This window comes from Comamonas sediminis, from assembly GCF_041107495.1.
GTDB classification, from domain to species: Bacteria; Pseudomonadota; Gammaproteobacteria; order Burkholderiales; family Burkholderiaceae_C; genus Comamonas; species Comamonas sediminis.
Genome location: NZ_JBGBDC010000009.1, coordinates 171068 through 197566, shown reverse-complemented (window position 1 = coordinate 197566; position 26499 = coordinate 171068). Strand labels below are relative to the sequence as shown.

Here is a 26499-nt window from a genome sequence, read left to right as displayed (position 1 = left end):
TTGTCAGTTCAAAGGTTCAATCCGATGGAGCCGTTGTGACGGCTCTCTGAGGCACTTAGCGCAGCACTTCAATAATCGTGGCGTTGGCCATGCCACCCGCCTCGCACATCGACTGCAGGCCATAGCGCTCACCGCTGTCTTCCAGCGCATGCAGCATCGTGGTCATCAGCCGCAGGCCCGAGGCGCCCAGCGGGTGGCCCAGCGCAATCGCGCCGCCGCGCGGGTTCAGGCGCTCGCCATCGGCACCCAGCTCTTTCTGCCAGGCCAGTGGCACCGAGGCAAAGGCCTCGTTGATCTCGTAGTGCGCAATGTCGCCCAGCTGCATGCGCGCCTTGGCCAGCACGCGCTGGGTGGCGGGGATGGGGGCGGTCAGCATGTACAGCGGGTCGTCGCCCACGACATCAAAGGCCACAAAGCGGGCGCGTGGGCGCAGTCCCAATTGCAGCGCGCGCTCTTCGCTCATGATCAGCATGGCGCTGGCGCCATCGGTCATCTGCGAGGCATTGCCGGCCGTGGTGCTCCACTGGATCTGCGGAAAGCGGGCCGAGAGTTCTTCGCTCTCGAACACGGCCTTGAGGCCGGCGAGCTTCTCGGCCGTGGTGCTGGCGCGGATGGTCTCGTCAGCACTGACAAGGCCCAGCGGGCTGCGGATGGGCACGATCTCGCGCGCAAAGCCGCCGCTGCTTTGGGCGGCATGGGCGCGCTGGTGCGAGCGGGCGGCATAGGCATCCAGATCGCTGCGCGACAGGCCCCATTTGGCGGCCACCAGGTCGGCCGACACCCCCTGGCCCACGAGGCCCGGTGCATAGCGCTCGTCAAAGCGGGCACCGGTCGTGTTCTTGCCCATGCGTGAGCTTCCCATTGGCACCCGGCTCATCGATTCGACACCGCAGGCGATGACGATGTCCTGCGTGCCGGACATGATGGCCTGGGCGGCAAAGTGCACCGCCTGCTGGCTGGAGCCGCATTTGCGGTCAATCGTGGTCGAGGGCACATGGGTGGGCAGGCCGGCGGCCAGCCAGGCCAGGCGCCCGGGCGTGCCGGCCTGCTCGCCCGCCTGGCTGACGCAGCCGCAGATCACGTCATCGACGGTCGCGGGGTCGAGCTGGTTGCGGGCCACCAGCTGCTCCAGCACCTGGGAGAGCAGGTCGACCGGGTGGACTTCGGCCAGCGCGCCATCGGGTTTGGCCCGGGCCATGGGGCTGCGGATGGCATCGACAATGACAGGTGTTTTCATCATTTAATGAGACTTGTGGATCATTAAATTAATGATAGGTTTCAAAAAACCGAATACCTACTGGTATTTACCCGCAGCAAATTTCGCAGCAAACGCCAGATACTGTCTGTGAAATCTAGAAATTCGAGACGAGTGATTCAAAATTAAAGTAAAGATGTAACACAGGTGATTGCGTGCAGCGATCCCCTGTGCACCACGGAGACCGAGGAGATGCACAACTTCTTCAGCTGGGCCCAGGCCCAGCCCGAGCGGGTGGTTTTGACGCAGGCCGATACCGGCCGGTGCTACACCGCAGGCGAGATCGCGCAGGGCGCCGAGCAGATGGCGCAGTGGCTGGCGCAGCAGGGGCTGCAGGCCGAGGAGACGATTGCGGTGCTGCTGGAGAACCGTTATGAAATTATGCAGCTGGTACTGGCCGCGCGGCTGGCCGGCCTGTACGCCGCCGTCATCAGCACCCACCTGACCGCGGCCGAGGTGGCCTATATCGCCCAGGACAGCGGTGCCAAGGTGCTGCTGGTCTCCAGCAAGACCTGGCCGACTGCGCAAGAGGCGGTGCAGGGCCTGGCGCTGGCCTGCTATTCGGTCGATGGCGATACGCCGGGTGTGGCGCCCCTGGCCGATGCGCTGGCCGCCGTACCCCAGCGCGCGCCGATCGACCTGGCCACGCGCCCGTTGGGCCGCGATCTGCTCTATTCCAGCGGCACCACCGGCCGGCCCAAGGGCATCAAGAAGCCGCTGCTGGCTGCAGCCTACCGCACGCAGCGCGACCCCGAGGTAGCTGCATGGATGCGCAGCATGCGGTTTGATGAAGACGCCGTCTACCTCTCGCCCGCGCCGCTCTACCATGCGGCACCGCTGCGCTACAGCCTGCGCACCCTGGATGTCGGCGGCTCGGCCATCATCATGAGCCGCTTCGAGCCCGAGCAGGCGCTGGCGCTGATCGAACGCTACCAGGTCAGCCACAGCCAGTGGGTGCCGACGATGCTGGGGCGCCTGCTCAAGCTGCCCGACGAGGTCAAGCGCCGCTACCGGCTGGACAGCCACCGCGTGGCCATCCATGCGGCAGCGCCCTGCCCGGTGGCCGTCAAGCAGGGCATGCTGGACTGGTGGGGCGACATCCTGCTGGAGTACTACGCCGGCTCCGAAGGCTGCGGCACGACGTTGATCGATTCGGCCGAATGGCGTGCACGGCCAGGCTCGGTCGGCCGGGCCATCAGCGGCCAGCTGCATATCGTCGGCGACGACGGGCAGGAGCTGGGCGTGGGCGAGGTCGGCCGGGTGTATTTCTCGGGCGGCGGTGCCTTCCAGTACCTCAATGACGAGCGCAAGACGCGCGAGGCCATCGATGCGCGCGGCTGGGCCACCTATGGCGACATCGGCCATGTCGATGCCGACGGCTTTCTGTTCCTGAGCGACCGGCGTGCCGACCTGATCCTGTCGGGCGGGGTCAATCTCTACCCGCAGGAGATCGAGAACGCGCTGGCCCAGCATGCCGCCGTGGAAGAGGTGGCCGTCGTCGGCGTGCCCGATGAGGACTTTGGCGAGCAGACCCTGGCCGTCGTGGTGCTCAAGCCCGGCTTTGCGCCCGACGAGGCCATGGCGCGCGCGATCGTTGACCACGCGGCCGCCATCCTGTCCAAGGTCAAGCGGCCCCAGCGCCTGGTGTTCGAGCCCAGCCTGCCCCGGCTGGAGACCGGCAAGCTGCTGCGCCGCGTGCTTAAGGACCGGTTCAAGGCGTCGCCGCAGGCGGGCTTTGGCCTGCGCAGTACCAGCGGCGCCCAGGGCTGATGCCCCCCCATTCATTCTTCCCTATCTCAGCCTTTGACCACCATGCAAGACCTGACCCAACGCAGCGTATTCCGCGAAGACCATCTGCAGTTTCGTGATGCCGTCCGCCATTTCTTTGACAAGGAGATCGTGCCCTTCCATGCGCAGTGGGAGCGCGATGGCATCGTCCCCAAGGAGGTCTGGCGCAAGGCCGGCCGCGAGGGCCTCTTGAACACCATGCTGCCCGAGCCCTATGGCAGCGGGGGCGATTTTGGCCATGCCGCCGTGCTGATCGAAGAGATTGCCCGCACGGGCGCCAGCGGCCTGGGCTTTCCGCTGCATTCGGACATCGTCGCGCCCTATATCCATGCCTATGGCAGTACCGCGCAAAAAGACCGCTGGCTGCCCAAGATGGCGGCCGGCGAGATGATTGGCGCGATCGCGATGACCGAGCCCGGCGCGGGCAGCGACCTCAAATCGGTGCGCACCACGGCCAGGCGCGACGGCGACCACTATGTGATCAATGGCGCCAAGACCTTCATCACCAATGGCATCAATGCCGAGATCGTCGTGGTGGTCTGCAAGACGGCGCCCGAGCTGGGGGCCAAGGGCGTGTCGCTGATCGTGGTGGAAGACGGCACGCCCGGCTTTGCCAAGGGCCGCAAGCTCGAGAAGATCGGCCTGATGGCACAGGACACCTCGGAGCTGTTCTTTGACAACGTGCGCGTGCCGGTGGACAACCTGCTGGGCGAAGAGAACCTGGGCTTCAAGTACCTGATGCACGAGCTGGCGCAGGAGCGCCTGGTGGTGGCGGTGCGGGCTGCCATGTCGATCGAGGCCTTTTTGCAGAAGACCGTGGACTACACCCGCGAGCGCAAGGCCTTTGGCCAGACGGTGTTCGAGTTCCAGAACACCCGCTTCAAGCTGGCCGAGGCCAAGGCCCAGGCGACGATGCTGCGCGTGTTTGTCGACGACTGCATGCGCCTGCACCTGACGCGCGAGCTGACACCGGACCGTGCAGCCATGGTCAAGCTCAATGCGACGGCGCTGCAGAACAAGCTGCTCGACGAATTTTTGCAGCTGCACGGCGGCTACGGCTACATGACCGAGTACCAGGTCGGCCGGGCCTGGACCGATGCCCGCATTGGCCGCATCTACGGCGGCAGCGACGAGATCATGAAGGAAATCATTGCCCGAACGCTTTGACCATGACCAGCGCCCCGAGCACGCCACAGAGCGCGCCAGCGGCATAACCCGCAACAGGAGACAAACCATGCAAAACCGCCGCTCGGCCCTGGGCCGTGTGCTTACAACTGCAGCCTGCGCTGCGCTGGTGCTTGCCACCGGCAGCGCCCTGGCCGCCGACCACTACCCCAGCAAGCCCATCCGCCTGGTGGTGCCCTACCCGGCAGGGGGCGGCACCGACATCATTGCCCGCTTGATGGGCACCCAGCTGTCGCAGCGCTGGGGCCAGCCGGTGATTGTGGACAACAAGCCCGGTGCCAGCGGCATGATGGGCAACGACCTGGTGGCCAAGGCGCCCGCCGATGGCTACACGGTGCTGCTGGGCATTACCGCGCTGGTGCAGATCCCCGCGCTGTACAAGAAGGTGCCTTACCAGTTGAGCGACCTGGCGCCGGTGTCGCAGGCGGCCAAGTCGGCCGACCTGGTGTTCGTGCCGCGCAGCTCGGGCATCACCAGCCTGCAGCAGTTCGTCGCCAAGGCCAAGGCCCAGCCGGGCAAGCTCAACTACGGCTCGTACGGCAATGCCACCTCCTCGCATCTGCATGGCGAGCAGCTCAAGCTCAAGGCCGGCATCGACATGGTCCACGTGCCGTACCAGGGCTCGGGCCCGGAGATGGCGGCCATGCTGGGCGGCCAGCTGGAGTCGGCCTTCATCGATGCAGCTGCGGCCTACCCGCATATCAAATCGGACAAGGTCAGCATCCTGGCGGTGACCGGCTCGCAGCGCCACCCCGCGCTGCCCGATGTGCCGACGATGGCCGAGGCCGGCTACAGCGGCTTTGAGGCCAATGGCTGGTTTGGCTACTTTGTGCCGGCCAGCACACCGCAGCCGATTGTGGACAAGCTGGGCAACGAGCTGGCCGCCATTGTCAGGATGCCCGAGATCAGCAAGCGCCTGCTGGACATGGGCCTGATCCCCGTGGGCTCGACGCCGGCGGAGTTCAAGCCGCTGCTGGCCCGCGATGCGGCGCACTGGAAATCGATTGTCGATGCGGCGAAGATCTCGATGGATTGACGCGAAAACACAGCAGGTCCGCGGGACTTCAGGTGGACGGCGCCGCACAGGTCCACGCAAATGGCAGACTATCGCCTATGTCCCCTCCCGCTCTGCTTGTTGCCGATGACCACCCCCTGTTTCGCGCTGCCGTGGTGCAGGTGATCCGGGGGCGTTTTGGTGCCTTCGAGGTGCTGGAAGCCTCCAGTGCCAGCTCGCTCAGCGCAGCCTTGGCGGCGCACCCCGGCATCGAGTTGGTGCTGCTTGACCTGACGATGCCCGGCACCCATGGTTTCTCGGCGCTGCTGCATGTGCGCGGCGCCTACCCGCAGCTGCCGGTGGTGGTCATCTCGTCCAACGACCACCCGCGCATCATCCGCCGCGCCCAGCAGTTTGGCGCCTCGGGTTTTATCTCCAAGGCGGCATCGGCCGATGCCATCACTGCAGCCATCGAGGCGGTGATGGAGGGGGACACCGTCTTCCCCTCGATGGCTGCCGAGCTGTCGCAGGAAGACGCCGAGCTGGCCGCCCGCCTGGCGCAGCTGACGCCCCACCAGTTCAAGACCCTGCTGTACCTGGCCGATGGCCTGCTCAACAAGCAGATTGCGCAGGAGATGGGCGTGACCGAGCACACCGTGAAGGTGCATGTGACGGCCATCCTGAAAAAGCTCGGCTGCCACAGCCGCACCCAGGTTGCCGTGCTGGTGCGCAACCTGGAGGCGGATGGCGGTATGCCCACCGACGACTCAGCGCTGCCTTAGAGCCGCTAACACAGCCCTTGATACGTCGTTGCCTCGCCGGCCGCGCCAAGCCTTGTCGTACTACTGTACTGCCTGCGGCTTAACGCCTAGTCTCAACCGCAAACCTTCGGTTTGCTGGGTCGTGTTACCGGCTCTTAGCAGCAGCTGGCCGACCAGTGCGCGCAGAGCGGCAGGCCGCGCAGGCTGCGTCAGCACCCCCCAGCCCCACGCACGGGCCTGTTGGCTGGCGGCGTCCTGGTGGCCGGCATCGGTGCTGAGCCAGACGACGCCCGGCGTTTTGGGCCCGCAGGCCAGCAAGGCGCGTATTGTGGCCGTGCTGGCATGCGCCGCATCGACCACGACAAAGGCAGGCCACGGCGTTGGGCCGTTCCGGGCCTGCGCCAACGCCGCCTCGGCATCGGCATGCTGCGCCACCTGGCAGCCCCAGCGTTGCAGCAGCGGCGCGGTGCCTTGAATGGCGGCCTGGCCAATGCACCAGGCGCTGGCGCCTTGCAGCGGTGCGGCCTGGCCGCTCGCCGCGGTGGTTTCGGCGGCCTGGTGAGACAGCGCCTGCGGCAGTGCGGCCTGGCTCAGCGGCACTTCGACCCAGAAGACCGAGCCCCGGCCCAAGCTCGAGCGCAGGCCAATCGGGTGCTGCAGCAGGCGCCCCAGGCGGTCGACGATGGCCAGACCCAGGCCGGCACCGCGCTCATGCTGGCGGCCGGTCTCCAACCGGCGGAATTCTTCAAAGATCTCGCGGTGCAGGCTCTCGGGGATGCCGGGGCCCTGGTCATGCACCTCGATGCGCAGATGCCGGCCGACGCGCCGGCAGCCCAGCACGATGCGGCCACGCCGCGTGTAGCGGATGGCGTTGGACAGAAAGTTCTGCACAATGCGGCGCAGCAGCGCCTCGTCGCTGTGCACCCTGGCTCGGCAGCGGATGACCTGCAGCTCCAGGCCATGGCCCTGGGCCAGCACGCCCAGGCTGCTGCCCAGCTGGGCCAGCATCGGCTGGATGTCAAAGTCACGGCGCTGGACCTCCAGCTGGCCCGATTCCATGCGTGCGATGTCGAGCAGGCTGTTGAGGATATCGTCCTGAGAGGCCAGCGCCCCTTCGACATCGCTGGCCAGCTCCAAGGCCTTGTCGCCCTGCACATGCTGGCGCAGCAGCGACACAAACACCCGCGCGGCGTTCAGCGGCTGCAGCAGGTCATGCACCGCGGCGGCCACGAACTTGGATTTGTAGCGGTTGGCTTGTTCGGCTTCGCGCTTGGCCTGGGCCAGGTCTTCGGTGCGGTCGGCAATGCGCTTTTCCAGCGCATCGGCCAGGGAGCGCAGTTCGCGCGCGGCGTTCTTGTAGCTGGTGATGTCGGCATAGCTGGTGACAAAGCCGCCATCGGGCAAGGGGTTGCCACGGATCTCCAGCACGGTGCCGTCGGCCTTTTCGCTCTCGCGCGCATGGGGCTTGCCGCTGCGCAGAAACTGCATGCGCCGCTCGATGGCCTCGTCAATGTCGCCCGAGCCCAGCAGGCCCCGGCGCGCGTTGTAGCGGTACAGCTCCTCGACCGGCATGCCCACTTTCAGCAGGCCCGCCGGCAGCCGGAACAGCTCCATGTAGCGGGAGTTCCAGGCCACCAGGTTCAGCGCGGCATCGATGACCACCACGCCCTGGGGCAGGTGCTCGAGGCTCTGGCTGTGGCCGGCATCGGCCTGGTGGGCGGCGGCCACGATGCCATCCTGCGCGGTGCGCAACTCTTGCGCATGCTGCTTGAGGAGTGCCTCGAGCTCTTCGCGGCTGCGCTGGCGCAGCGCAGACAGGCGCTGGCGCTGGCGCGCATACAGCAGCAGCAGCGACAGCGCCAGCCAGCCACCGCCGGCAGCCGCAGCGGCCCACCAGGCAGAGGCCACGCTGTTGTCCACATCGTGCAAGATGTGCAGCTGCCAGCCGGTGTCGGGCAAGGCCAGGCTTTGCCAGAGCTTGCGGCCCACGGCCGGGTCTTGCCATTGCACCAGCGCGCCGCCTTCGTCCAGTGGCTGCTGCTGCGTATAGCGCATGGATTTGAGCGGCTGGCTGCGGTACTGCTGGGTGCGGTCCATCTCCTGCTGCGCGCTGGCATCGATGGTCTTGAGCGTGCGGTAGCGCCAGTCGTCATTGCTGGCCAGAAACACGACCCCATTGGCATCGCTGGCCAGCACGATATCGGGGTTCTGGATCCACTCGCGCTCCAGCTCCAGCAGCACGATCTTGATGGCGATCAGCCCCAGCACCCGGTGCTGGCCGCCGGCATCGCTGGTGATGGCGCGCGAGAGGAAATAACCGGCCTCGCCGGTGGTCATGCCGATGCCGTAGAAGCTGCCTTTGTCCTGGGCCAGCGCCAGCTGCACATAGGGGCGAAAGCTGTAGTCCTCCCCGACGTTGCTGGAGGGGCCGCGCCAGTTGCTGGCGGCCAGCGCCACGCCATGGGCATCGATCAAGGTGAGGGTGGAGGCCAGGCTGGCGCCATTGGCCTGCTCCAGCTTCTGGTTCAGACGCAGCACCTGCTCGGGGCTTTGCGGATGGGTCAGCGCCTCGCGCAGCTCGGCATCGAGCGCCAGCACATCGGGCAGCACCCGGTAGCGGTCCAGCCGCTGGCCCATCGCCTGGGCGTACAGGCCCAGCTGCCGGTGGGCCTGCATATTCTCTTCGGCCAGGCTGTGCTGCAGCATCCAGTGCCAGGCGCCCGCAGCAGCAGCAGCCGTGCTCAGCAGCACGGCGCAGAAGGTCCACAGGGATCGCAGGGAGCGGCGGGCAATCATAGAGGAGGTTGTAACAACTGGCTAGGTAGTTTCCCTGGGTTTGGGTTTTCCGTAGCTCTGGGAAGGCGGCGCCTAATACTAATGTCTAATGGGCAATCTGTAAGGGCTGGGATACAAACGCGCCTCAGTGCACCGACTTGGTGCTGCGTATCTTTGGAGCCCCACCATGCAGATCCATTCCAACGCCAGCCTGGCGCCCGTACAGGCACCGCCTTTTTACCGGACTTTGTACTTCCAGGTGATCGTGGCCATCATCATCGGCGTCTTGTTGGGGCATTTCGAGCCCCAGTATGGTGCGGCGATGAAGCCCTTTGGCGATGCCTTCATCAAGCTGATCAAGATGATCATCGCACCGGTGATCTTCCTGACCATCGTGACCGGCATTGCGAACATGACGCACCTGAGCGCGGTTGGCCGCGTGTTCGGCAAGGCGATGGTGTACTTTCTGACCTTCTCGACCCTGGCCCTGATCGTGGGCCTGATCGTGGCCAATGTGATGCAGCCGGGTGCTGGCATGCACATCAATGTGGCCGATCTGGACCAGAAGGAAGTCAGCACCTATGTGGCCAAGTCGCATGACATGACCCTGACCGGTTTTGTGATGGACATCATCCCCAAGACGCTGATCAGCCCCTTTGTCGGCGACAACATTCTGCAGGTGCTGCTGGTGGCGGTGCTGTTTGGCGTGTCGCTGGCGATGGTCGGCGACAGTGGCAAGCCGGTGCTCAACCTGCTCGAATCCCTGACCAAGCCCGTCTTCAAGCTGGTCAACATCGTGATGAAGCTCGCCCCCATCGGTGCCTTCGGTGCGATGGCCTTCACGATCGGCAAGTTCGGTCTGGGCTCGCTGCTGAACCTGGCCGAGCTGGTGCTGACCTTCTACATCACCTCGCTGCTGTTCGTGCTGGTGATTCTGGGTGCCGTGGCCCGTGCCTGCGGCTTCTCGGTGCTCAAGCTGATCCGCTACCTCAAGGATGAGCTGCTGCTGGTGCTGGGCACCTCGTCGTCCGAATCGGCGCTGCCTTCGCTGATGCACAAGATGGAAAAGGCCGGTTGCAGCAAGTCGGTGGTGGGCCTGGTGGTTCCTACCGGCTACTCGTTCAACCTCGATGGCACCAACATCTACATGACCCTGGCGGCGCTGTTCATCGCCCAGGCGACCGACACCCACCTGACCCTGGGACACCAGATCGCACTGCTGCTGGTGGCGATGCTGAGCTCCAAGGGCGCTGCCGGTGTGACCGGCGCGGGCTTCATCACCCTGGCTGCTACGCTGGCCGTGGTGCCGGAAGTGCCCGTGGCCGGCATGGCACTGATCCTCGGTGTGGACCGCTTCATGTCCGAATGCCGCTCGCTGACCAACTTCATCGGCAATGCCGTCGCCACCGTCGTGGTCTCGCGCTGGGAGAACGCGCTGGACTACACCAAGCTCAACGCCGTGCTGAACAATGAGCCGGTGCTGGAGAATGCGCCGGTACAGGTGCCCGTGGTGGAGACCGCCAAGGGCTGATCGCCACCCGCTCCAAAAACAATGGCCTGCAGATGCAGGCCATTTTTCGTCTGTGAGATGCCTGGAGCAGGCTCTTAAGGCAGCGGGCGCAGCAGGCCGACCATCGCCCGCAGCCGCAAGGTATCGCGCCCCAGCTTGCGCTGGTTGGGCAGCTTGCCGACCCAGCGCATCTGCTGCACGGTGCGCTCGAGCGCTGTGCGCACCGCAGGCTCGGTCTGCGCGAGCCAGGCCTGCCAGTCAACACGGGCGGCCTCCAGGGTGCCGGCGTTGTCCAGGAACAGCGCGGTGGAATGCGCGTAGCACAGCGCATCCTTGACGATGCACAGCGCAGGAGGCAGGGTCGCCAGCGGGTCGTCCTCGAAATCGATATAGCCAATGACGCCATCGGGGCAACGCACCATGTTGCGGGCAAAGGCCTGGCTCAGGCAGGTGCCGCTGGCATGCACGCGCTGCAAGGCCGCAAAGCCCTGCTGCCACAGCACCAGGGTGCTGGCGGGTGCTTGCCGGGCTGCTGCTTCGATCTCGTCGCTGAGCGATGGCGTATTGCCGCCAGGCAGGCCCAGGTGGCGCATCAGAAAGCCATCGGGTGCATCGGCCAGCACCATCGGCACGCGCAGGCCGCGCGCATGCAGGTCGCGCAGGCGCCGCACTTCGGTGGCAATGGCCGTGCGCCCGCCGGGGTTGACGACGGGCTGCAGCACCGGCACATCGAGAAGCCGCGAGAGCAGGCCCAAGGTCCGGTAGCGCCAGGCCGCAATCGCCGGCCCGGCCTTTTTGAGCCAGACCGATTCTCCGGGCAGCTCGTAGCGCACCACATTGAAGGTCTGGCTAGCCAGGTGCTGCTGCAAAAAGCCGGCATAGTCCGCGCGCCCGGCAGGCAGGGCGCCGGACGGGGCGCCAGCGGCGGCAGGGGGCTGTAAGGGGGGAGGGGTATCGGTCATGCGCAAGCGGGGCGCACGCCGCAGCGGCCACTCCAGCAACAGTGAAAACCTTGCATTATCGCTGCCCGTTCAGCGACCGCCTGCCGCCTGGGGCACCATGTCGTGGTGGTCGGCCGGCGCCGACGGTTTGACATGGGGCTGCGCCAGCGGCTGGAAGCTCTCGGCGCTGGCCAGCGGCCAGTAGGTGCGGAAGACGTCATGCTGGTGCGCCAGGTCGTCGAGCAGCGCGCCGGGTCGCACCTGCAAGAGCAGGTTGGACAGCAGGCGCACCTCGGTGTCGCTGATGCGGCGCACGATGTGGTGGGCATTGAGCTCGCAGGGGTGGCGCAGGCCGGCGGCCTGCACCAGCTCCTGCAGCGCATGCAAAGTGCTTTTGTGGAACTGTGCGACACGCGTGGCCTTGTCGGGCACGACGAGCGCCTGCTGGCGCACGGCATCCTGCGTGGTCACGCCGGTGGGGCAGTTGCCGGTGTGGCAGGTCTGGGCCTGGATGCAGCCCAGCGCCATCATGAAGCCCCGGCCGGCATTGCACCAGTCGGCGCCCAGCGCCATCATGCGGGTGATGTCAAAGGCGGTGATGACCTTGCCGGCAGCGCCCAGCTTGATGCGGTCGCGCAGGTTCACACCGATCAAGGTGTTGTGCACCAGGAGCAGGCCTTCTTGCAGCGGCACGCCGACGTGGTCGGTGAACTCGACCGGCGCTGCGCCGGTGCCGCCTTCGGCACCGTCGACGACGATGAAGTCCGGCGTGATGCCGGTCTTGAGCATGGCCTTGACAATCGCAAACCATTCCCAGGGGTGGCCCAGGCAGAACTTGAACCCGGTGGGCTTGCCGCCCGAGAGGGTGCGCAGCCGGGCGATGAAATGCATCATCTCCTCGGGCGTGGAGAAGGCGCTGTGCCGGGCCGGCGAGATGCAGTCGATACCGACCGGTATGCCGCGTGCCGCCGCGATCTCGGGGGTGACCTTGGCGCCGGGCAGCACACCGCCATGGCCGGGCTTGGCGCCCTGGCTGAGCTTGAGCTCGATCATCTTGACCTGGGGCTGGGTGGCGTTGGCGATGTAGCGCTCTTCGCTGAAGCTGCCGTCATCGTTGCGGCAGCCGAAATAGCCCGAGGCGACTTCCCAGATCAGATCGCCACCATGCACGCGGTGGTGCTGGCTGATCGAGCCTTCGCCGGTGTCATGGGCAAAGCCGCCAATCTGCGCGCCCTTGTTCAGCGCCAGGATGGCATTGGCCGACAGCGCGCCAAAGCTCATCGCCGAGATGTTGAACACGCTGGCATGGTAGGGCTGGGTGCAGGGCGCCACCGACTGCGATGGCGCATCGGGCGAGCCACCAATCCAGACGCGGAAATCATGGCCGTCCAGCCGTGTGGGGGCCATCGAGTGGTTGACCCATTCATAGCCGCGTGCGCCCACATCCATCAAGGTGCCGAAAGGGCGGTTGTCCGGATCTCCCTTGGCACGCTGGTAGACCAGCGAGCGCTGGGCGCGCGAGAAGGGCAGCGCTTCGGTGTCGCTTTCGATGAAGTACTGGCGCATTTCCGGGCGGATGAATTCCAGGAAAAAGCGCATATGGCCGATGACCGGGTAGTTGCGCAGGATGGCGTGGCGCGTCTGGCGGCGGTCGCGCAGACCCAGCAGCGTGAGCGCGGCGCCGGCCAGCACGGCCAGCCACCACCAGGGGCTGCCCTGCAGTGCCAGCGCAATGATGCCGGCCAGCAGCAACAGTATGCACAGCACCATGACGGTGTAGCGGACGGGAAAAATCTTGTGGAGCTGGTTCATCGGGAGTCGGTGCAGGTCAGGCCGGCCGGGCCGGCGCGCAAATCCCGGGCTGCAGCACAGGCGCCGTGGTGGCGCTACACTGCAGGCCCTGCCTGGCGCAGCGGCCGTCTGCCATTGCAATGTTGTTACAAAACCAGCCCCATCATAGGGCGCACCGGTGGCATTGCAAGCACGCAGGGCTTTGAGCTGCGCGGCCCCCTATTGAGAGAGCTCCGATGACCCAGCCCCAGATCCCCGATGGATTGAATGACGACCAGTTGACCGAGATCGACCAGATCCTGGAAGACATGCGCACACGCGCCGAAGAGATTCCGCAGTGGGAGTTTGCGGACGGCGCACTCACCGCGCTGGTCTGCACGCGCCGCGCGGTGCCGGTCGAGGAGTACCTGCCGATGCTGGTGGGTGATGGCGAGCTGATCGAGCGCGATGCCGACGGCCAACTGCCGCAGCTGCCGGCCTTCAAGGACCGGGCCCAGCAAGACCGCTTTCTGGAGCTGTGGCAGATCCGCTGGAACGAGGTGAGCGCCCAGCTCGACGCCGATGTGAAGAGCCTGGAAGATGACGACACCTTCCAGCCCGATGCGATGGACATGCGCGGCGCGATTGCCAGCCTGCCCGAGGAAGAGCGCCAGGAACTGGACGGCCAGGAGATTCCATCCTTTGGCCAGGTCTGGGCGCTGGGCTTCATGTTCGTCGTCGAAAACTGGGCCGACGAGTGGGCCGCACCACGCGACAAGGAAGCCGCCCGCTGGCTGAACGATGCGCTGGAATCGGTGGTGGCGCTGACCGAGGACGACACCGGCACGCCCACCGTCTGCATGTATGACGAAAACGGCCCCGCCAGCACCAGCCAGGAGCGCGTGGAGACCTTTGGCGAGGCGATCTGGGCGGTGTATGACCTGCGCCAGATCTGGAAGAGCATGGGCCCGCGCCAGGCCACCATCGTCAAGGGCGAAGTGCCCGGCCGCAACGACCCCTGCTCCTGCGGCAGCGGCAAGAAGTACAAGAAGTGCTGCGGTGCCTGACCGCCAGATGTAAAACAAGTCTCTGACAACAGCCGCTTTTGCGGCTGTTTTGCCATCCGGCCGCAGATCGTCATCGCTCCACGCGGGCAGTGGCTCTAGAATGGCCTGGTTTTCATCTCTTTTGGCCAAGGATCACCGATGAACCTCATGAACATCATCACCAAGCAACTGATCGAGATCATCGAGTGGACCGATGACTCGCGCGATACCTTGTCGTACCGCTGGCCCGATGAGGACAAGGAAATCAAGAACGGCGCCCAACTGATCGTGCGCGAATCGCAGCAGGTGCAGTTTGTCTCCGAAGGCCAGTTCGCCGACCTGTTCGGCCCCGGCCGCCACCAGCTGACGACGCAGAACATCCCGATTCTGTCGACCCTGCGCGGCTGGAAATACGGCTTCAACTCGCCGTTCAAGTGCGATGTGTACTACATCAACACGCGCCTCTTTACCGGCAACAAGTGGGGCACCTCCAACCCGGTGATGATGCGTGACAAAGACTTTGGCGTCGTGCGCCTGCGCGCCTTCGGCACCTATGACTTCCGCATCGTGCAGCCGGCCAAGTTCCTCAAGGAAGTGGCGGGCACGGACCAGAACTTCCGCCTCGACGAGTTTGCCGACACGATGCGCTCGCGCATTGTCAGCATCTTCAGCGAAGCGCTGGCCAAGGCCCAGGTGCCGGTGCTCGATGTGGCCCAGCGCTACACCGAGATGGGCGATGCGCTGCTGCAGCTGATCAACCCGGCCGTGACTGAAAAGTACGGCCTGGAGATTACCAGCTTCCTGCTGGAAAACGTCTCGGTGCCGCCGGAGGTGGAGCAGGCGATCGACAAGCGCTCGTCGATGAGCGCGATCGGCAACCTCAACGACTATGTGAAGTACCAGATGGGCCAGGCGATGGCCAATGGCGGCGAAGGTGCGGCAGCGGCCACGATCCCGGCGACGATGGCGATGGGCTTTGGCATGGCGCAGGAGATGATGAAGGGCATGCAGCAGCCGTCGGGTGCAGCTGCAGCCGACCCATTCTCGCCAGCGGCAGCACAGGCAGCGCAAGCCGCGCCGGCGGCCCCGGCTGCAGGCGGCGTGCAGGTGCTGACCCCCGAGCAGGCCGCGCAGGCGCTGGGCGTGACGGTGCAGGACGTCGTGGCCGAGCTGGAATCGGGCGCGCTCAAGGGCCGCAAGATCGGCAGCGCCTGGCGCATCTCGCAGGAATCGCTGAACGAATTCCTGCGCGGATAAATCTGCGCTGCTCGTGCATGCCCCGCCGCCTTGGCCGGTGCATGCGCGTATGTGTGTCCCCATTTTGAGAACCCGTGGCGCAGACCTGCTCTGCGCCAACGCTGAGTTGGACCGTGAATTCACCGACGCCTGCCCCCGATCCCTTTGCGCCTCCGCCGACCTCGATGGTGGCCAAGCATGTCTGCCCCGAATGCGGCGGTAATCTGGAATGGAATGCCAAGGCCCAGTCGCTCAAATGCCCGTACTGCGGCACGGTGGTGCCCTGGACGGACGACCAGCAAAAACAGCTGGATGGCGAAATCGTCGAGCAGGACCTGGCTGCAGCACTGGCCCATCCCGCCAGCGGGCGCGGCTGGGGCGAGGCGCGGCGCGAGTACCAGTGCCAGAACTGCCGGGCGATTTCGGTGTTTGTCGATGGGCGGGTGGCATCACGCTGCGACTTTTGTGGGTCCCCTGCGATCCAGGCGCATGAAGAGCGCAATGATGCGATCACGCCGCAGAGCCTGCTGCCGTTCAAGATCAGCGACGGGCAGGTGCGCGACCTGATCCGCAAATGGTATGGCAGCCGCTGGTTTGCGCCCAACAAGTTCAAGAACGCGGCGCTGACCGATACGCTCAAAGGCATCTACCTGCCGTACTGGACCTTTGATGCCCATGTGCAGGCCCAGTGGCGGGCCGATGCCGGTTTTTACTACTACACGACCGAGCAGTACCGCGATGCCAATGGCAACATCAGCACGCGCCAGGTACGCCATGTGCGCTGGGAGCCGGCATCGGGCAGCCTGCAGCATTTCTTTGACGATGAGCTGGTGGCAGGCACGGTCGGGGTGCACCAGGGGCTGCTGCAGAAGGTCGAACCTTTTCCGACCCGGACCGACCTGAAACCCTATTCGCCCGAGTTTGTGCGCGGCTGGACGGTGGAGCGCTACCAGGTCGATCTGAACCGGGCTGCGACGATCAACGAGGGGGATATGGACCAGCAGGTGCAGGCGCTGTGCGCGCGCCAGGTACCGGGCGACACCTACCGCAATCTGCAGGTGCAGCGCCAGTACCAGGGCCGCAGCTTCAAGCATGTGCTGGTGCCCGTCTGGCTGGTGGGCTATACCTATGGCAGCAAGAGCTACCAGATTCTGGCCAACGGCTACACCGGCCAGTTGGCCGGTGAGCAACCCTATAGCTGGGTAAAAATCATGCTGGCCGCAATAGCGGCCATCGTGGTGCTGGCCTTGTTGCTGTCGCTTTCGCAGTCATAAAGCCAGCGATGACTGCAGGGCGGGGCCGGGCTTGGCCCAGCCCGGTGCGCGCTTAACGGCGGCGGCGGTTGCCGTCCATGTTGTCGCCGACCTGGTTACCAAAATAGGCACCGGCTGCTGCACCGCCAATGGTGCCCAACGTAGAGCCGAACACGGCATCACCCAACACACCACCGGCTACGGCGCCGACGCCGGTACCGATCTGGGCATTGGTGGGGTTGCTGGAGCAGGCGGTCAGGCCGCTCAGCGCCAGAACGATGGAAGCAGTGGTGATGGCAAGTCGTTTCATCTGAGTTCTCCTCTTGTTCGCATCGGCTGTCAGTCAGAAGAGTGCTGCAAACCGGATTGCTGTGCTTGCAGTGTCGCGCAGAGCGGCCGTCCACCCCATCGGCGAAGTCAAAGTTTGGGTGTCGGACGGCGCTTACTGCGCCGACGCGGCCTGCACCAGATCCAGCAGGCGGCGCAGCGCATGCTGCACGGTGGCCTGGCGGATGGCGTGGCGGTCGCCATCAAAACGCTGCACTTCGCTGTGCAGCTGGCCAGCGACCTGCCAGCCAAACCAGACGGTGCCCACGGGTTTGCTGGCGCTGCCGCCATCGGGGCCTGCCACGCCCGTAACGGCCACACTGACTTGCGCCTGTGACTGGGCAATCGCGCCCTGGGCCATGGCGCGGGCTACCGGCTCGCTGACCGCGCCGTGGGCGGCAATCAGCGCAGCGGGCACATCCAGCATCGCCGATTTGGCACGGTTGGAGTAGGTGACAAAGCCGCAATCCAGCCATTGGCTGGAGCCGGGCCGCTCGGTGCAGGCACCGGCAATCAGGCCGCCGGTGCAGCTTTCGGCAGTGGCCATCATCCAGCCCCGTTGGACCAGGTGCTGGGCCAACTGGGTGACGGCTTCGGGGATGGGCAGCCCATCCCTGGTCAGCAAGGCGGCGGTGGCGTTCATAGCAGATGTCTCCCTATCGCGATGACAAGCAAGGTGCAGAAGGCGGCGACCAGATCGTCCCAGATGATGCCCCATCCGCCGCCCCAGCCAAAGCCTTTGAAGCAGCGGTCCGCCCAGCGCACCGGCTGGGGTTTGACGGCATCGAAGAAACGGAACAGCACAAAGGCCGTCAGCTGGCCCCAAAAGCCTGTGGGCATGACCAGCCACAGAATGAGCCAGAAGGCGATGATCTCGTCCCAGACGATGGCGCCCGGATCGGCCACGCCCAGGTTGCGTGCGGTGGCCGTGCAGGCCCACCAGCCCAGCACCAGGGAGGCTGCAATCACCCAGCCAATGGCCGCTGGTGTCAGCCACAGCTGCAGCACCAGGTAGGCGACCCAGGCCCAGAGGGTGCCCACCGTGCCCGGTGCAATGGGGCTCAGGCCGGAGCCAAAGCCCAGCGCCATCCAGTGCAGCGGGTTGCGCAGCATGAAAGCCCAGTGGGCGCGTCGCGGTGCCGCATTGCGGTCGGCGGCGCCGGGCGCGGAAGGGGTAAAGGGCGTATCGCTCATGCCCGCCATCATAAGCCTGCAGGCCGCTGCTGTGCAGGGGCGGCTGACCTGGCTGGCTCAGGGTGCGAAGTGGTCAAACGAGGCCCAGCGCTGCGCCATGGCCTGACCCTGCGCATCGCACACGCGCAGGCCTGGTTCGGCGGTGATGCGGCCAATGCGCTGCACGGGGGTTTGCGCGGCCAGGCTGGCTTGTTCTACGGCGTCGCGCCGGTCTGCGGCGGCGGTAAAGCACAGCTCGTAGTCATCGCCACCCGCCAGGCAGCACTGCAGTTGAAGATCGGCGGGGAGCTTGAGGGCGCTGCCCTGCACGCCCGCAATCGCCGCCATGCGCGCCAGAACCCGGTCTGCCTGCAGCTGCGCACCCACACCACTGGCTTGCAGGATATGGCCCAGGTCGCCGACCAGGCCATCGCTCAGGTCCAGCGCGCTGCTGGCGATACCGCGCAGCGCGATGCCCAGGCCGACGCGCGGGCTGGGGCTCTCCAGCCGCTGGCGGGCAGCGGCCAAGGCGGCGGGCGGCAGTTGCACGTGGCCCAGCAAGGCTTCGAGCGCCAGGCGGGCATCGCCCAGGTGGCCGCTGACGTAGATGTCATCGCCGGGCTGGGCGCCGCTGCGCAGCAGCGCCTGGCCGGCCGGCACCTCGCCAAACACGGTGATGCAGATGTTCAGCGGGCCCTGGGTGGTGTCGCCGCCGACCAGCTCGCAGCCATGGGCATCGGCCAGGGCAAACATGCCTTCCGAGAAGCCTTGCAGCCAGGGCGCATCGACAGCGGGCAGGGCCAACGCCAACGTAAAAGCCAGCGGCTGCGCGCCACTGGCGGCCAGGTCGCTGAGGTTGACGGCCAGCGCCTTGTGGCCCAGCGTGCGCGGGTCCACATCGGCAAAGAAGTGGCGGCCCTGCACCAGCATGTCGCTGGAGATGGCCAGCTGCATGCCAGGCTGCGGCGCGAGCAGCGCGCAGTCGTCGCCGACGCCAAGCACGGCCCGCTGCACCGGGCGTTGGAAGTACTGCGCAATCAACGCGAACTCGCCCTGAGCCATGTCAGTGCTCTCCTGGTGGGGTGTGGCGGCCCAGGCGCAGCGGCAGCAAAAAGCTCAGCGGCCGCGTCAGCACCCGCTTGATCAGCGCCTTGTAGATGTGCGAGCGCTCGACATTGCTGACGTTTTGCGCGCGCAAGGCCAGGCGGAATGCGAGGTAGAAGCTGACCAGGATGTTGAAGCCGCCCAGCAGCGGCAGCGCCGCCACGCAAAGCCAGAAGCCGTGGAAATGCAGCACGCCCAGGCCCATGCTGGTGGCGGCTGCGGCGATCTGGCCGGCAGCCAGGGTGACATGGCGGATATCGAGCGGCAGGCCAAAGAACTGGGCCACCACGGGGATCAGGCCCAGCATGAACCCCAACGAAATGTTCGAGGCAAAGCCGGAGATATTGCGACGCATGAAAGCCGCCCAGCGCGCGGCCCGCGCCTTGCCCAGAAAGCGCGTGATGCGCGGGTTGTAGCGGATGGCCGAGTCCATGTGGTGCAGCACGAACCAGTTCTCGGTCCAGCCGGCGATGATGCTGGAGGAGAACAGCAGCACCCCGGTGAAGGCCGCATAGAACACCGAAGGCCCCCAGAGGCTGAGCGACTTCAAGGTCTGCTCGGCCTCATGCTGGTCGATAAAGGGCGCGCCGGTGGTGCGGGCCCAGCCCCAAGTCAGCAGCAGCACCATCGGGAAGACGGTGAACACATTGCCCAGCACGGCGGCCACCTGGGAGCGCACCAGGTAGCTGACCTCGTCGACAAACGACGCAATGCCTGCCTCGGTATCGCCCGATTCCTTGAGCTTGGCGGCCATCGCCGGCGCGGTCATCGCTGGCTGCTTGGTGGCGACGGTGAAGTGCAGCAGCTGGATCAGCACAAAGCTGATCGCGTAGTTGATGCCTGCCAGGAATCCCGCCCAGAACGCGGAAATGGCAATCGCGTGCAACGAGAACTTGATCAAGGTGGTGAAAGCCATCACCAGGCCGCCTCCGGCCGCCTTGCGCGCCATCTGCGCGTATTCGCGCTTGTCGCGGGTGATGTAATGCTCACCGGTCTCGGCGCTGCGCTCGGCCACCTTGGAGGCCAGCAAGGACGAGTTGGACGAGATCAGCGCGCGGATGCTCTGCCGCTCCAGGCCGACGGCCACCAGGTGGGCCAGCAGCTTGGCGGTGATGACCTTGGGGTTGGCCGACAGCAGGCAGTCGAGCAGCTCGCGCACGCGCAGGATGCGCATGCGCAGCTGGCGCAGCCGGAACACGACGCCCACGGACACGCCATTGTCCTCAAAATGCTCGTAGATCGAGGCGACGGCTGCGCGGCACTCATCGAGGCTGCGGCGCACGGTTTCTTCGGCTTCGAGCACCTCCGCCGCCTTGGGGCTGGGGTGCAGCATCGCGCGGCGCAGCTCTTCCACACCGCTGATGAGGCTGTAGAAGGGCTGCGTGTTCTTGGCACTGCCGCTCATGCGCAGGCGCAGCTCCGGCGCAAAGCCGGCTGCCAGAATCTGACCGGCGCAATAGGTGATCGCATTGAGCACCAGGTGCTGCCACGGCGAGAGCCGGTTGCCGTAATGCTCCAGGCCGGCAATGCTGCCGGCGTCCACATCGCTTTGGGCGATCTGGGTGGGGACGACCATCACCTCCAGCGACACAAAGCCCGGCGAGAGCAACTGGGCGATGCGCTCCAGCAAGGGCTTGTCCATGGCCTTGAGCCACTGCGCATCGAAAGGCGTGTGCAGTGCCATCGAAAACAGCACGGTCGCATCAATCGTCTCCGGCGTGGAGGGCAGCAGCTTCCAGCGCAGGCGCTCGGCCATCTCATTGAAGAACGCGGTGCGGGGTGCAAACCCAAAGTCGGCCAGCAGCGCGGTCAGGTCGATGGTCTGCAGCTGCACGGCCCACCAGCGCTGTACTTTCTCTCGCAGTGCGGCATTGCCATCGATCGCGTCCAGCAGCTGGCTGACGCGGGCTATGGCTGCATCGACCGAGTTCTGCTGGCCGCGGATCCAGGCGAAGATCTCGATGATCCAGAGGTTGCGCTCGGCCAGTGGCGCATCGGGGTTGAGACCCACCAGCAGCTGTGCCAGCGGGTCTTGCTTTTTCTTGCGAAACATCAGTGCAGCACTCGTCCTTGCGCCAGGTCGTCATCTTGGGCGGGGTACTGGGTGGCATCGAGCGTGAAGCGCGGGATCGGGCAGTCAAAAGTGTGTGCCTCGTCGCTGATGCACAGATAGCTGCCTTCCATGCTGCCCTGGGGTGTGGCCAGGCGGCACTGGCTTTGGTATTCAAAGGATTCGCCGGGTGCGAGCAGCGGCTGGTGGCCCACCACGCCCAGGCCCTTGACCTCCTGGACCAGTCCAGTCGCATCCTTGATGATCCAGTGCCGTGCAATCAGCTGCGCAGGCACATCACCACTGTTTCTGATGATGATGCTATAGATAAAGTGAAACACGCCGGCCTCGGGCATGGACTGCTCAGGCAGGTACTGCGGTGTCACGGACACCTCAAACTGGAACTTTGGCATGTGAAACTGGATTGAAGTCAGGTAGAAATACTAACTGCGACAATAGAGGGATGAGCTCCACCTACCGAATTGCCCCCTCGATCCTGTCTGCAGACTTTGCCCGCCTGGGCGATGAAGTGCGCAACGTACTGGCCGCTGGCGCGGACTGGATACATTTTGACGTCATGGACAACCACTATGTCCCCAATCTGACCTTCGGCCCCATGGTCTGCGCCGCCTTGAAGCCCCACGCGATCCGGGCTGACGGCACGCCGGCGCCGATCGACGTGCACCTGATGGTGCAGCCGGTGGACGAGCTGGCCGCCGCCTTTGCGCAGGCAGGCGCCGACTATATCAGCTTCCACCCCGATGCTTCGGCCCACGTGCACCGCAGCATCCAGGCCATCAAGTCACAGGGCTGCAAGGCCGGTCTGGTATTCAATCCCGCGATGCCGCTGGACGTGCTGGACTGGGTGATCGAGGACATCGACCTGATTCTGCTGATGAGCGTCAACCCCGGTTTTGGCGGCCAGAGCTTCATCGACTCGACCCTGCGCAAGATCGAAGCCACCCGCAAGCGTATCGACGCCAGCGGCAAGGACATCCGCCTGGAAGTCGACGGCGGCATCAAGGAAACCAATATCCGCCGCGTGGCGGATGCAGGGGCCGACACCTTTGTGGCTGGCAGCGCGATTTTTGGCAAGCCCGACTACAAGGCAGTGATCGACCAGATGCGGGTGGCACTGGGGTGATGGTTTTGCCCTGAGGATGGGCGATAAAAAGGCTCCGGCAATGGGTTGCCGGAGCCTTTTTTGTTGCGGGGCTCGCCGAAGTCTCGCGCGCGCTTATTTGCTCCAGCAGCTGCTGTCGTAACCCGATGCACCTTCGGCTTTACCGTTGGCGCCCTGCAGACCGGTGTTCGTCAACGTGTAGTTGCCGCACTTGTCGTTCGCTTGCGCGTTTTGAGCGGTCGCCGTCAATGTGAAGGTTGAGCCATTGGAGTTCAGGCTGATTGCATAGCGTCCCGAAGGCATGGTGCTCATGCTGGTAGGCAAACTCGTTGGGTAGGTACCGTTGGCAGTTGCCGCACGCTCCATCCACTGCGCCGCCTGCAGCAGCGTGGCACGCGCGTCGGCGCGGTGACCACGCCGGATGTACTCGTTATAGCTGGGCAGCGCGATCGCCGTCAGGATGCCCACCACGGCGACCACGATCATCAACTCGATCAGTGTGAAGCCGCGTTGCTTCGTCACGGTTCTTGGATTCATTGCTGTTCCTTCTTACTGCAGCTGGCGCCAGGTGGGGCGCAAGGTTTGTTCAGGCATGCGCAGCAGTGCCTCCATATTGTTGATGCAGCGGTCACCGGTACAGGTACTGATATCGAGCATCTGCGTCTCCGATGCGGCGACCTGCGAGTGCGAGCCCTTGTCCACCTGCGCACGGGACGCATTGCCGTTGTCCGAGGCACTGAACGAGGTATTGCTGCCCAGGTTGATCAGCTGGATGCTGGGCTTTTTGCCATCCATGATGTTGACCATCGTACGGTACTGGCGCTCACTATCGACCGACGTGGAGTCACAGCTCTCCCGGTTGACATCGACATCCTGTCCCTTCGCAGGGACCTGGGTATAGGCAAGCAGGATATTGGTGTTGTCATAGAGCTCCAGGTTCTTCAGCGCGCGCTCGCCCACTGCCGGAAGGTCCATGTACCAGCCGTTGTAGGTGGTGCCCCAGGTGGTCTTGTCGAGCGTGTCCACTTCGTCCACGCGGCCGCCCACGCCTCCGGCGATGTTGAGCTCGGCGATTGACCGTTTGGCCAGCCCTGCAGTGGTCACGCCCGTACCCAAGGCAGCGGGTGCCGGCACTGCCAGACATTCCGCAGGCGCAGAGGACGTGCAGGGCTTGCCGGGATGCACTTCCAACCATTGGCTGGATCCTTCCGTTTTTCTCACCCGGTAGCGCGTGTTGTCCAGCACAGAATAGATGCTTTGTACCAGCACATCGCTGGGGTCATTGCGGCTGACATTGCGGCCGGTGCCAAAGGCGACCATCATGCCGCCCACAGGTACGGTTTTCTTTGTGCCATCGGACTGGGTCACCTCCTTGACCCGGTCATTGGCGCGCGCCGTGGGTGCCACCGTGATCGGCTGGACATTGGTGCGGGCGGAGGAACTGAGGGCCGAGGGACCACGCGCGGTGAACAGCGGAGAGCCGCTGAAGGCCACGTTCCATTCGCTGGCAACATCGCTGGTCAGGTCGAATTTCCAGATATTGCCAAGGTTGTCGCCCGCATAGGCGATGTCGATGCGTCCATCGCCGTTCAGGTCGATCAAGCGCGGCGCTGACAGGCCGTTGTCATTGGCATTGCCGGTGCCGGCGGTGGCGGTTGTCACTGGAATGCGAACCAGCTCCTGGCCCTTGTCCAGGTACTGGATCAGCAGCACCGGGCTCTGGTTGGTGCTGTTGTAGCCATTGCCCATTACCGCTGCCCAGCGGCCGTTGTTCATGCGGGTGATTTGTGTGGTGCGCAGGAAGTCCGTTTCATCCATCACTGGCTTGGCCGTGATGTGGCCAATGTCGCGGTCCTCTTCTGCGGTGGCAATGCAGGCAGTGCGTTGCGCTCCGGTCAGCGCGGTGCAATCCAGAGGGTCAGCCACGCCACGGGTACGGTCCAGGCGTACCAGGGTGTTGGCATTGGCTGCCGTAAAGCTGGGAGCGCTGGAGGTGCTGCCGGCTGCGGGATTGGTCACATCCAGCACAAAGTAGCCTTTGCCGCCGGCCCCCATCGTGCCCACCAGCAGGGTGCGCCAGTCTGCAATGTAAGCCTGGTTGCCGGGCGTGGTTTCCCTGACGCCTCCGAGCTCCACATCACCCGTCATCGGTGAGCCATCGACAAAGTACTGGTGGGTATAGCCCGAGCTCGCCAGGTTCTTGAGCGATGTCAAAGCGCCATTGGGGATGTACGCCAGCTTCTCCGAGCCATCGGTCGCGGAGAAGCCATGCAGCATGCCATCATTGCCGCCGACATACACCATGGGGACGCGGTCTTTCTGCGCTTGCACAAAGCTGCTGTAGCCTTGCAGCGCATAGGTGCCTGAGGGGGCGCCGGTGTACCAGACGCCGGAGTTGATGATATCGCCCTGGCGGCTCTTGCGCTCGCGGAATGGCTTGGCGGTGGTGTAGCCGGTGGTGTCCGAGCCTTCCAAGGTGCGATCACCTCGGATGAAGTTCACAATGCTCTCACCGCTGGTGGCGATGGGCGTGGCACTGGCCAGCCCGATCTTGGCTTTCTGTGCGGTGCTCAGGTAGGTCTGGTCGCTGGCCCACTTGAACTGGACACCGCCCTTGTCACCCGATGTCGTGCTGGTCTTGGTGACCCACTGGTCACTCCACCCCAGAATCAAGCGGTTCGTCACGCCGGTCAACGCATCGAGCAGGTCGGCGGTCGTTTTGTTTTCCCAGGCTGGTGTGCTGGTGCCGCTCTTGCTCACCGTTCGGGCCGCCACATAGCCCTTCCAGCTGGAATCGGGCTGGTAGCCTGCTGTGAAGGTGGCCACGTCGTAGCGCGCCGCGTTTGAGCCGCTGCTGACAGACGAGGTCAGATCGGCATCGGTCTGCGTGTTGATTTGGCCAAAGATTTCGCGGAAGGCCTTCTCCAGGTCTTCACCTTTTTGCACCGCGTAGAAGCGGCCCCGGCCGTTGATGGCCGAGTGCCACAGATCCAGTGCGCGGACTTCTTCCCCGCCGCTATTCATATCGGGCCAGGTCTTGGTGCCATTGACCAGGTCGGGGAAGCTGCCGTCATAGCCAAAAGGCACCATGCTGGACGAAGCGCTGATGTTGTACTTGGCCTCGTTGTAGGTCTGCTTCCAGGTGTAGGACAGCGCACTGAAGCCAATGGTGTAGGTCACCATGTGCGGCCAGGTGGCAGGGTTGTAGCGGGGGTTCCAATAACGGTCCAAGGTGGCGGTGGTGCTGCCATTGGTGAACGTCTCGGTGGCGGGCGCTTTGCGGTAGTCGGAAGTGGGCTGCATGGTGCCCGTCCAGCCCGTGGTATGCGGTGGCACTGCCCAGCTGTAGAAGGCCCAGTCCGCCAGCGTATAGTCAAATGCATCACGGTACAAAGCACTCTTGGCGCGGTCGGCGGCTGTGGTGCCGCCGTAGACCGTGCCGTCCGGCAAGGTCAGGTTGGTCGTGTTGTCCGTTTGGGCAGGTTTGGTGGCGGTACTGTTCCAGCGTCCGTCCGTCATGATGATGTGGTAGCTGCGGCGGCAGGCCAGGTAAGGCGATCCCGTCGTGCCAGGCACCGACGCCCAGGGGCTGTTGGTCGATAGAGGTCGCCGCATGTAGCCATCGGCCTGCGAGAACATCTTGTGCGATGGCGTGCCGTTCACGGCGCTCAGTCCATTGATAAAGCTGATCAGGTTGTCGCGGTGGCTGGTGTTCAGCACGCGCATCGAATTGGTCTTCATCGTGGTGCTGTCGACACTGTCGGCGCCAGATGCATTGCCGTTGTTCCACATGGCCTGCCAGGACATGCGCACCTTGCCGTCAGGCAGCAGGGACGTATCGCGCAACACGCCACCGCTGCCGCCGTTACCGATGAGTGCGTACTTCAGCACATTGATACGCCGTGCAGACACGGGCCAGGAGCCATCGGCATTGGGCACCTGCGTATTGCTGGCTCCCGTTTGGTTTTCCCGATCCAGCCGGTACTGCATACTGCCCGAATCATCGATAGAGATGATGATATTGGGAGCCACATAAGGCTCCTTGGTTCCAGGCGGCCCGCTGGCCAGCTCCAGGGCCCAGCTGCTGTGTGGTGCCAGTGCAGCGCATGCGGCCAAGGCCAGCAGATGTTTGCGGAATTGGGGGGTGTTGTTGTAAGCCACAGCGCCTCCTGTCGGTAGTGCGAATAGTTGGTTTCAGCCAGCATGGC

General features: G+C 64.8%; 21 protein-coding genes. 9 read left to right on the top strand and 12 right to left on the bottom strand.

Annotated features, from left to right (window positions below; genetic code table 11):
- Positions 1–55: 55 nt before the first annotated feature.
- Complete coding sequence (locus AB7A72_RS20035; protein WP_230778741.1) at positions 56–1237, bottom strand: thiolase family protein; 1182 nt, start codon at positions 1235–1237, stop codon at positions 56–58.
- A gap of 210 nt (positions 1238–1447) precedes the next feature.
- Between AB7A72_RS20035 and AB7A72_RS20030 the strand changes: the two genes are divergently transcribed.
- The 4 genes from AB7A72_RS20030 (at position 1448) to AB7A72_RS20015 (ending at position 6004) form a co-directional block, all read left to right on the top strand.
- Positions 1448–3025 (top strand): AMP-binding protein, encoded by a 1578-nt coding sequence (locus AB7A72_RS20030; protein ID WP_369460931.1) that lies wholly within the window; start codon positions 1448–1450, stop codon positions 3023–3025.
- A 42-nt stretch (positions 3026–3067) separates the two neighbouring features.
- On the top strand, positions 3068–4210 hold the full coding sequence (locus tag AB7A72_RS20025; RefSeq protein ID WP_369460930.1) for an acyl-CoA dehydrogenase family protein: 1143 nt from the start codon (positions 3068–3070) through the stop codon (positions 4208–4210).
- 67 nt (positions 4211–4277) lie between these two features.
- Entirely contained in the window at positions 4278–5264 is a 987-nt protein-coding gene (locus tag AB7A72_RS20020; RefSeq protein ID WP_369460929.1) for a Bug family tripartite tricarboxylate transporter substrate binding protein, read from the top strand.
- Positions 5265–5341: 77 nt separating this feature from the next.
- Positions 5342–6004, top strand: coding sequence for a response regulator (locus tag AB7A72_RS20015; RefSeq protein ID WP_369460928.1), 663 nt, complete (start codon positions 5342–5344; stop codon positions 6002–6004).
- 60 nt (positions 6005–6064) lie between these two features.
- On the opposite strand, the gene AB7A72_RS20010 is transcribed toward AB7A72_RS20015, so the two are convergent.
- Positions 6065–8779 (bottom strand): sensor histidine kinase, encoded by a 2715-nt coding sequence (locus AB7A72_RS20010; RefSeq protein ID WP_407065004.1) that lies wholly within the window; start codon positions 8777–8779, stop codon positions 6065–6067.
- A gap of 166 nt (positions 8780–8945) precedes the next feature.
- Here AB7A72_RS20010 and AB7A72_RS20005 point away from each other — a divergent pair, with 166 nt between their 5' ends.
- Positions 8946–10289 (top strand): dicarboxylate/amino acid:cation symporter, encoded by a 1344-nt coding sequence (locus AB7A72_RS20005; protein WP_369460927.1) that lies wholly within the window; start codon positions 8946–8948, stop codon positions 10287–10289.
- Between the two features lie 74 nt (positions 10290–10363).
- On the opposite strand, the gene AB7A72_RS20000 is transcribed toward AB7A72_RS20005, so the two are convergent.
- A complete protein-coding gene (locus tag AB7A72_RS20000) occupies positions 10364–11230 on the bottom strand; it encodes a BUD32 family EKC/KEOPS complex subunit (RefSeq protein ID WP_369460926.1) in 867 nt (288 codons plus the stop codon).
- A 69-nt stretch (positions 11231–11299) separates the two neighbouring features.
- Entirely contained in the window at positions 11300–13021 is a 1722-nt protein-coding gene (locus tag AB7A72_RS19995) for an FMN-binding glutamate synthase family protein (protein WP_312459656.1), read from the bottom strand.
- A gap of 215 nt (positions 13022–13236) precedes the next feature.
- On the opposite strand from AB7A72_RS19995, the gene AB7A72_RS19990 reads away from it, so the two are divergent.
- From AB7A72_RS19990 to AB7A72_RS19980, 3 genes are all read left to right on the top strand, one after another.
- Positions 13237–14046 carry a UPF0149 family protein gene (locus tag AB7A72_RS19990; RefSeq protein WP_239810477.1) on the top strand — a complete coding sequence of 270 codons (810 nt, stop codon included), beginning with the start codon at positions 13237–13239 and terminating at the stop codon, positions 14044–14046.
- Between the two features lie 138 nt (positions 14047–14184).
- A complete protein-coding gene (locus tag AB7A72_RS19985) occupies positions 14185–15282 on the top strand; it encodes an SPFH and helix-turn-helix domain-containing protein (RefSeq protein ID WP_230778516.1) in 1098 nt (365 codons plus the stop codon).
- A 164-nt stretch (positions 15283–15446) separates the two neighbouring features.
- A complete protein-coding gene (locus AB7A72_RS19980; RefSeq protein ID WP_369460965.1) occupies positions 15447–16535 on the top strand; it encodes a zinc ribbon domain-containing protein in 1089 nt (362 codons plus the stop codon).
- Between the two features lie 52 nt (positions 16536–16587).
- On the opposite strand, the gene AB7A72_RS19975 is transcribed toward AB7A72_RS19980, so the two are convergent.
- The 6 genes from AB7A72_RS19975 to apaG form a co-directional block, all read right to left on the bottom strand.
- Positions 16588–16824, bottom strand: coding sequence for a glycine zipper domain-containing protein (locus tag AB7A72_RS19975; protein WP_027010612.1), 237 nt, complete (start codon positions 16822–16824; stop codon positions 16588–16590).
- A gap of 132 nt (positions 16825–16956) precedes the next feature.
- On the bottom strand, positions 16957–17484 hold the full coding sequence (locus AB7A72_RS19970; RefSeq protein WP_369460925.1) for a CinA family protein: 528 nt from the start codon (positions 17482–17484) through the stop codon (positions 16957–16959).
- Positions 17481–17954 carry a phosphatidylglycerophosphatase A family protein gene (locus tag AB7A72_RS19965; protein WP_230778748.1) on the bottom strand — a complete coding sequence of 158 codons (474 nt, stop codon included), beginning with the start codon at positions 17952–17954 and terminating at the stop codon, positions 17481–17483. Before AB7A72_RS19965 ends, AB7A72_RS19970 begins: the two co-directional genes overlap by 4 nt.
- A 138-nt stretch (positions 17955–18092) precedes the next feature.
- Positions 18093–19076, bottom strand: coding sequence for a thiamine-phosphate kinase (gene thiL / locus AB7A72_RS19960; protein ID WP_312459641.1), 984 nt, complete (start codon positions 19074–19076; stop codon positions 18093–18095).
- Between the two features lies 1 nt (position 19077).
- Positions 19078–21171 carry a site-specific recombinase gene (locus AB7A72_RS19955; RefSeq protein WP_369460924.1) on the bottom strand — a complete coding sequence of 698 codons (2094 nt, stop codon included), beginning with the start codon at positions 21169–21171 and terminating at the stop codon, positions 19078–19080.
- Positions 21171–21581, bottom strand: coding sequence for a Co2+/Mg2+ efflux protein ApaG (gene apaG / locus AB7A72_RS19950; protein WP_239810481.1), 411 nt, complete (start codon positions 21579–21581; stop codon positions 21171–21173). The genes AB7A72_RS19955 and apaG overlap by 1 nt, the downstream gene beginning before the upstream one ends.
- A gap of 50 nt (positions 21582–21631) precedes the next feature.
- Here apaG and rpe point away from each other — a divergent pair, with 50 nt between their 5' ends.
- The gene (gene rpe, locus AB7A72_RS19945) at positions 21632–22312 is read left to right on the top strand and encodes a ribulose-phosphate 3-epimerase (RefSeq protein ID WP_313333667.1); all 681 of its coding nucleotides are present in this window, start codon (positions 21632–21634) and stop codon (positions 22310–22312) included.
- Between the two features lie 93 nt (positions 22313–22405).
- Here the strand turns inward: rpe and AB7A72_RS19940 are convergent, their stop codons facing one another.
- A complete protein-coding gene (locus AB7A72_RS19940; RefSeq protein WP_407065003.1) occupies positions 22406–22828 on the bottom strand; it encodes a type IV pilin protein in 423 nt (140 codons plus the stop codon).
- A 12-nt stretch (positions 22829–22840) separates the two neighbouring features.
- Positions 22841–26452 carry a pilus assembly protein gene (locus AB7A72_RS19935; RefSeq protein ID WP_369460922.1) on the bottom strand — a complete coding sequence of 1204 codons (3612 nt, stop codon included), beginning with the start codon at positions 26450–26452 and terminating at the stop codon, positions 22841–22843.
- Positions 26453–26499 lie beyond the last annotated feature (47 nt).

Coding starts and splice junctions, on each gene's coding strand:
- AB7A72_RS20035 (WP_230778741.1), bottom strand. CDS start 1,237: ATGAAAACACCTGTCATTGTCGATGCCATCCGCAGCCCCATGGCCCGG.
- AB7A72_RS20030 (WP_369460931.1), top strand. CDS start 1,448: ATGCACAACTTCTTCAGCTGGGCCCAGGCCCAGCCCGAGCGGGTGGTT.
- AB7A72_RS20025 (WP_369460930.1), top strand. CDS start 3,068: ATGCAAGACCTGACCCAACGCAGCGTATTCCGCGAAGACCATCTGCAG.
- AB7A72_RS20020 (WP_369460929.1), top strand. CDS start 4,278: ATGCAAAACCGCCGCTCGGCCCTGGGCCGTGTGCTTACAACTGCAGCC.
- AB7A72_RS20015 (WP_369460928.1), top strand. CDS start 5,342: ATGTCCCCTCCCGCTCTGCTTGTTGCCGATGACCACCCCCTGTTTCGC.
- AB7A72_RS20010 (WP_407065004.1), bottom strand. CDS start 8,779: ATGATTGCCCGCCGCTCCCTGCGATCCCTGTGGACCTTCTGCGCCGTG.
- AB7A72_RS20005 (WP_369460927.1), top strand. CDS start 8,946: ATGCAGATCCATTCCAACGCCAGCCTGGCGCCCGTACAGGCACCGCCT.
- AB7A72_RS20000 (WP_369460926.1), bottom strand. CDS start 11,230: ATGACCGATACCCCTCCCCCCTTACAGCCCCCTGCCGCCGCTGGCGCC.
- AB7A72_RS19995 (WP_312459656.1), bottom strand. CDS start 13,021: ATGAACCAGCTCCACAAGATTTTTCCCGTCCGCTACACCGTCATGGTG.
- AB7A72_RS19990 (WP_239810477.1), top strand. CDS start 13,237: ATGACCCAGCCCCAGATCCCCGATGGATTGAATGACGACCAGTTGACC.
- AB7A72_RS19985 (WP_230778516.1), top strand. CDS start 14,185: ATGAACCTCATGAACATCATCACCAAGCAACTGATCGAGATCATCGAG.
- AB7A72_RS19980 (WP_369460965.1), top strand. CDS start 15,447: ATGGTGGCCAAGCATGTCTGCCCCGAATGCGGCGGTAATCTGGAATGG.
- AB7A72_RS19975 (WP_027010612.1), bottom strand. CDS start 16,824: ATGAAACGACTTGCCATCACCACTGCTTCCATCGTTCTGGCGCTGAGC.
- AB7A72_RS19970 (WP_369460925.1), bottom strand. CDS start 17,484: ATGAACGCCACCGCCGCCTTGCTGACCAGGGATGGGCTGCCCATCCCC.
- AB7A72_RS19965 (WP_230778748.1), bottom strand. CDS start 17,954: ATGCTGCGCAACCCGCTGCACTGGATGGCGCTGGGCTTTGGCTCCGGC.
- thiL (WP_312459641.1), bottom strand. CDS start 19,076: ATGGCTCAGGGCGAGTTCGCGTTGATTGCGCAGTACTTCCAACGCCCG.
- AB7A72_RS19955 (WP_369460924.1), bottom strand. CDS start 21,171: ATGTTTCGCAAGAAAAAGCAAGACCCGCTGGCACAGCTGCTGGTGGGT.
- apaG (WP_239810481.1), bottom strand. CDS start 21,581: ATGCCAAAGTTCCAGTTTGAGGTGTCCGTGACACCGCAGTACCTGCCT.
- rpe (WP_313333667.1), top strand. CDS start 21,632: ATGAGCTCCACCTACCGAATTGCCCCCTCGATCCTGTCTGCAGACTTT.
- AB7A72_RS19940 (WP_407065003.1), bottom strand. CDS start 22,828: ATGAATCCAAGAACCGTGACGAAGCAACGCGGCTTCACACTGATCGAG.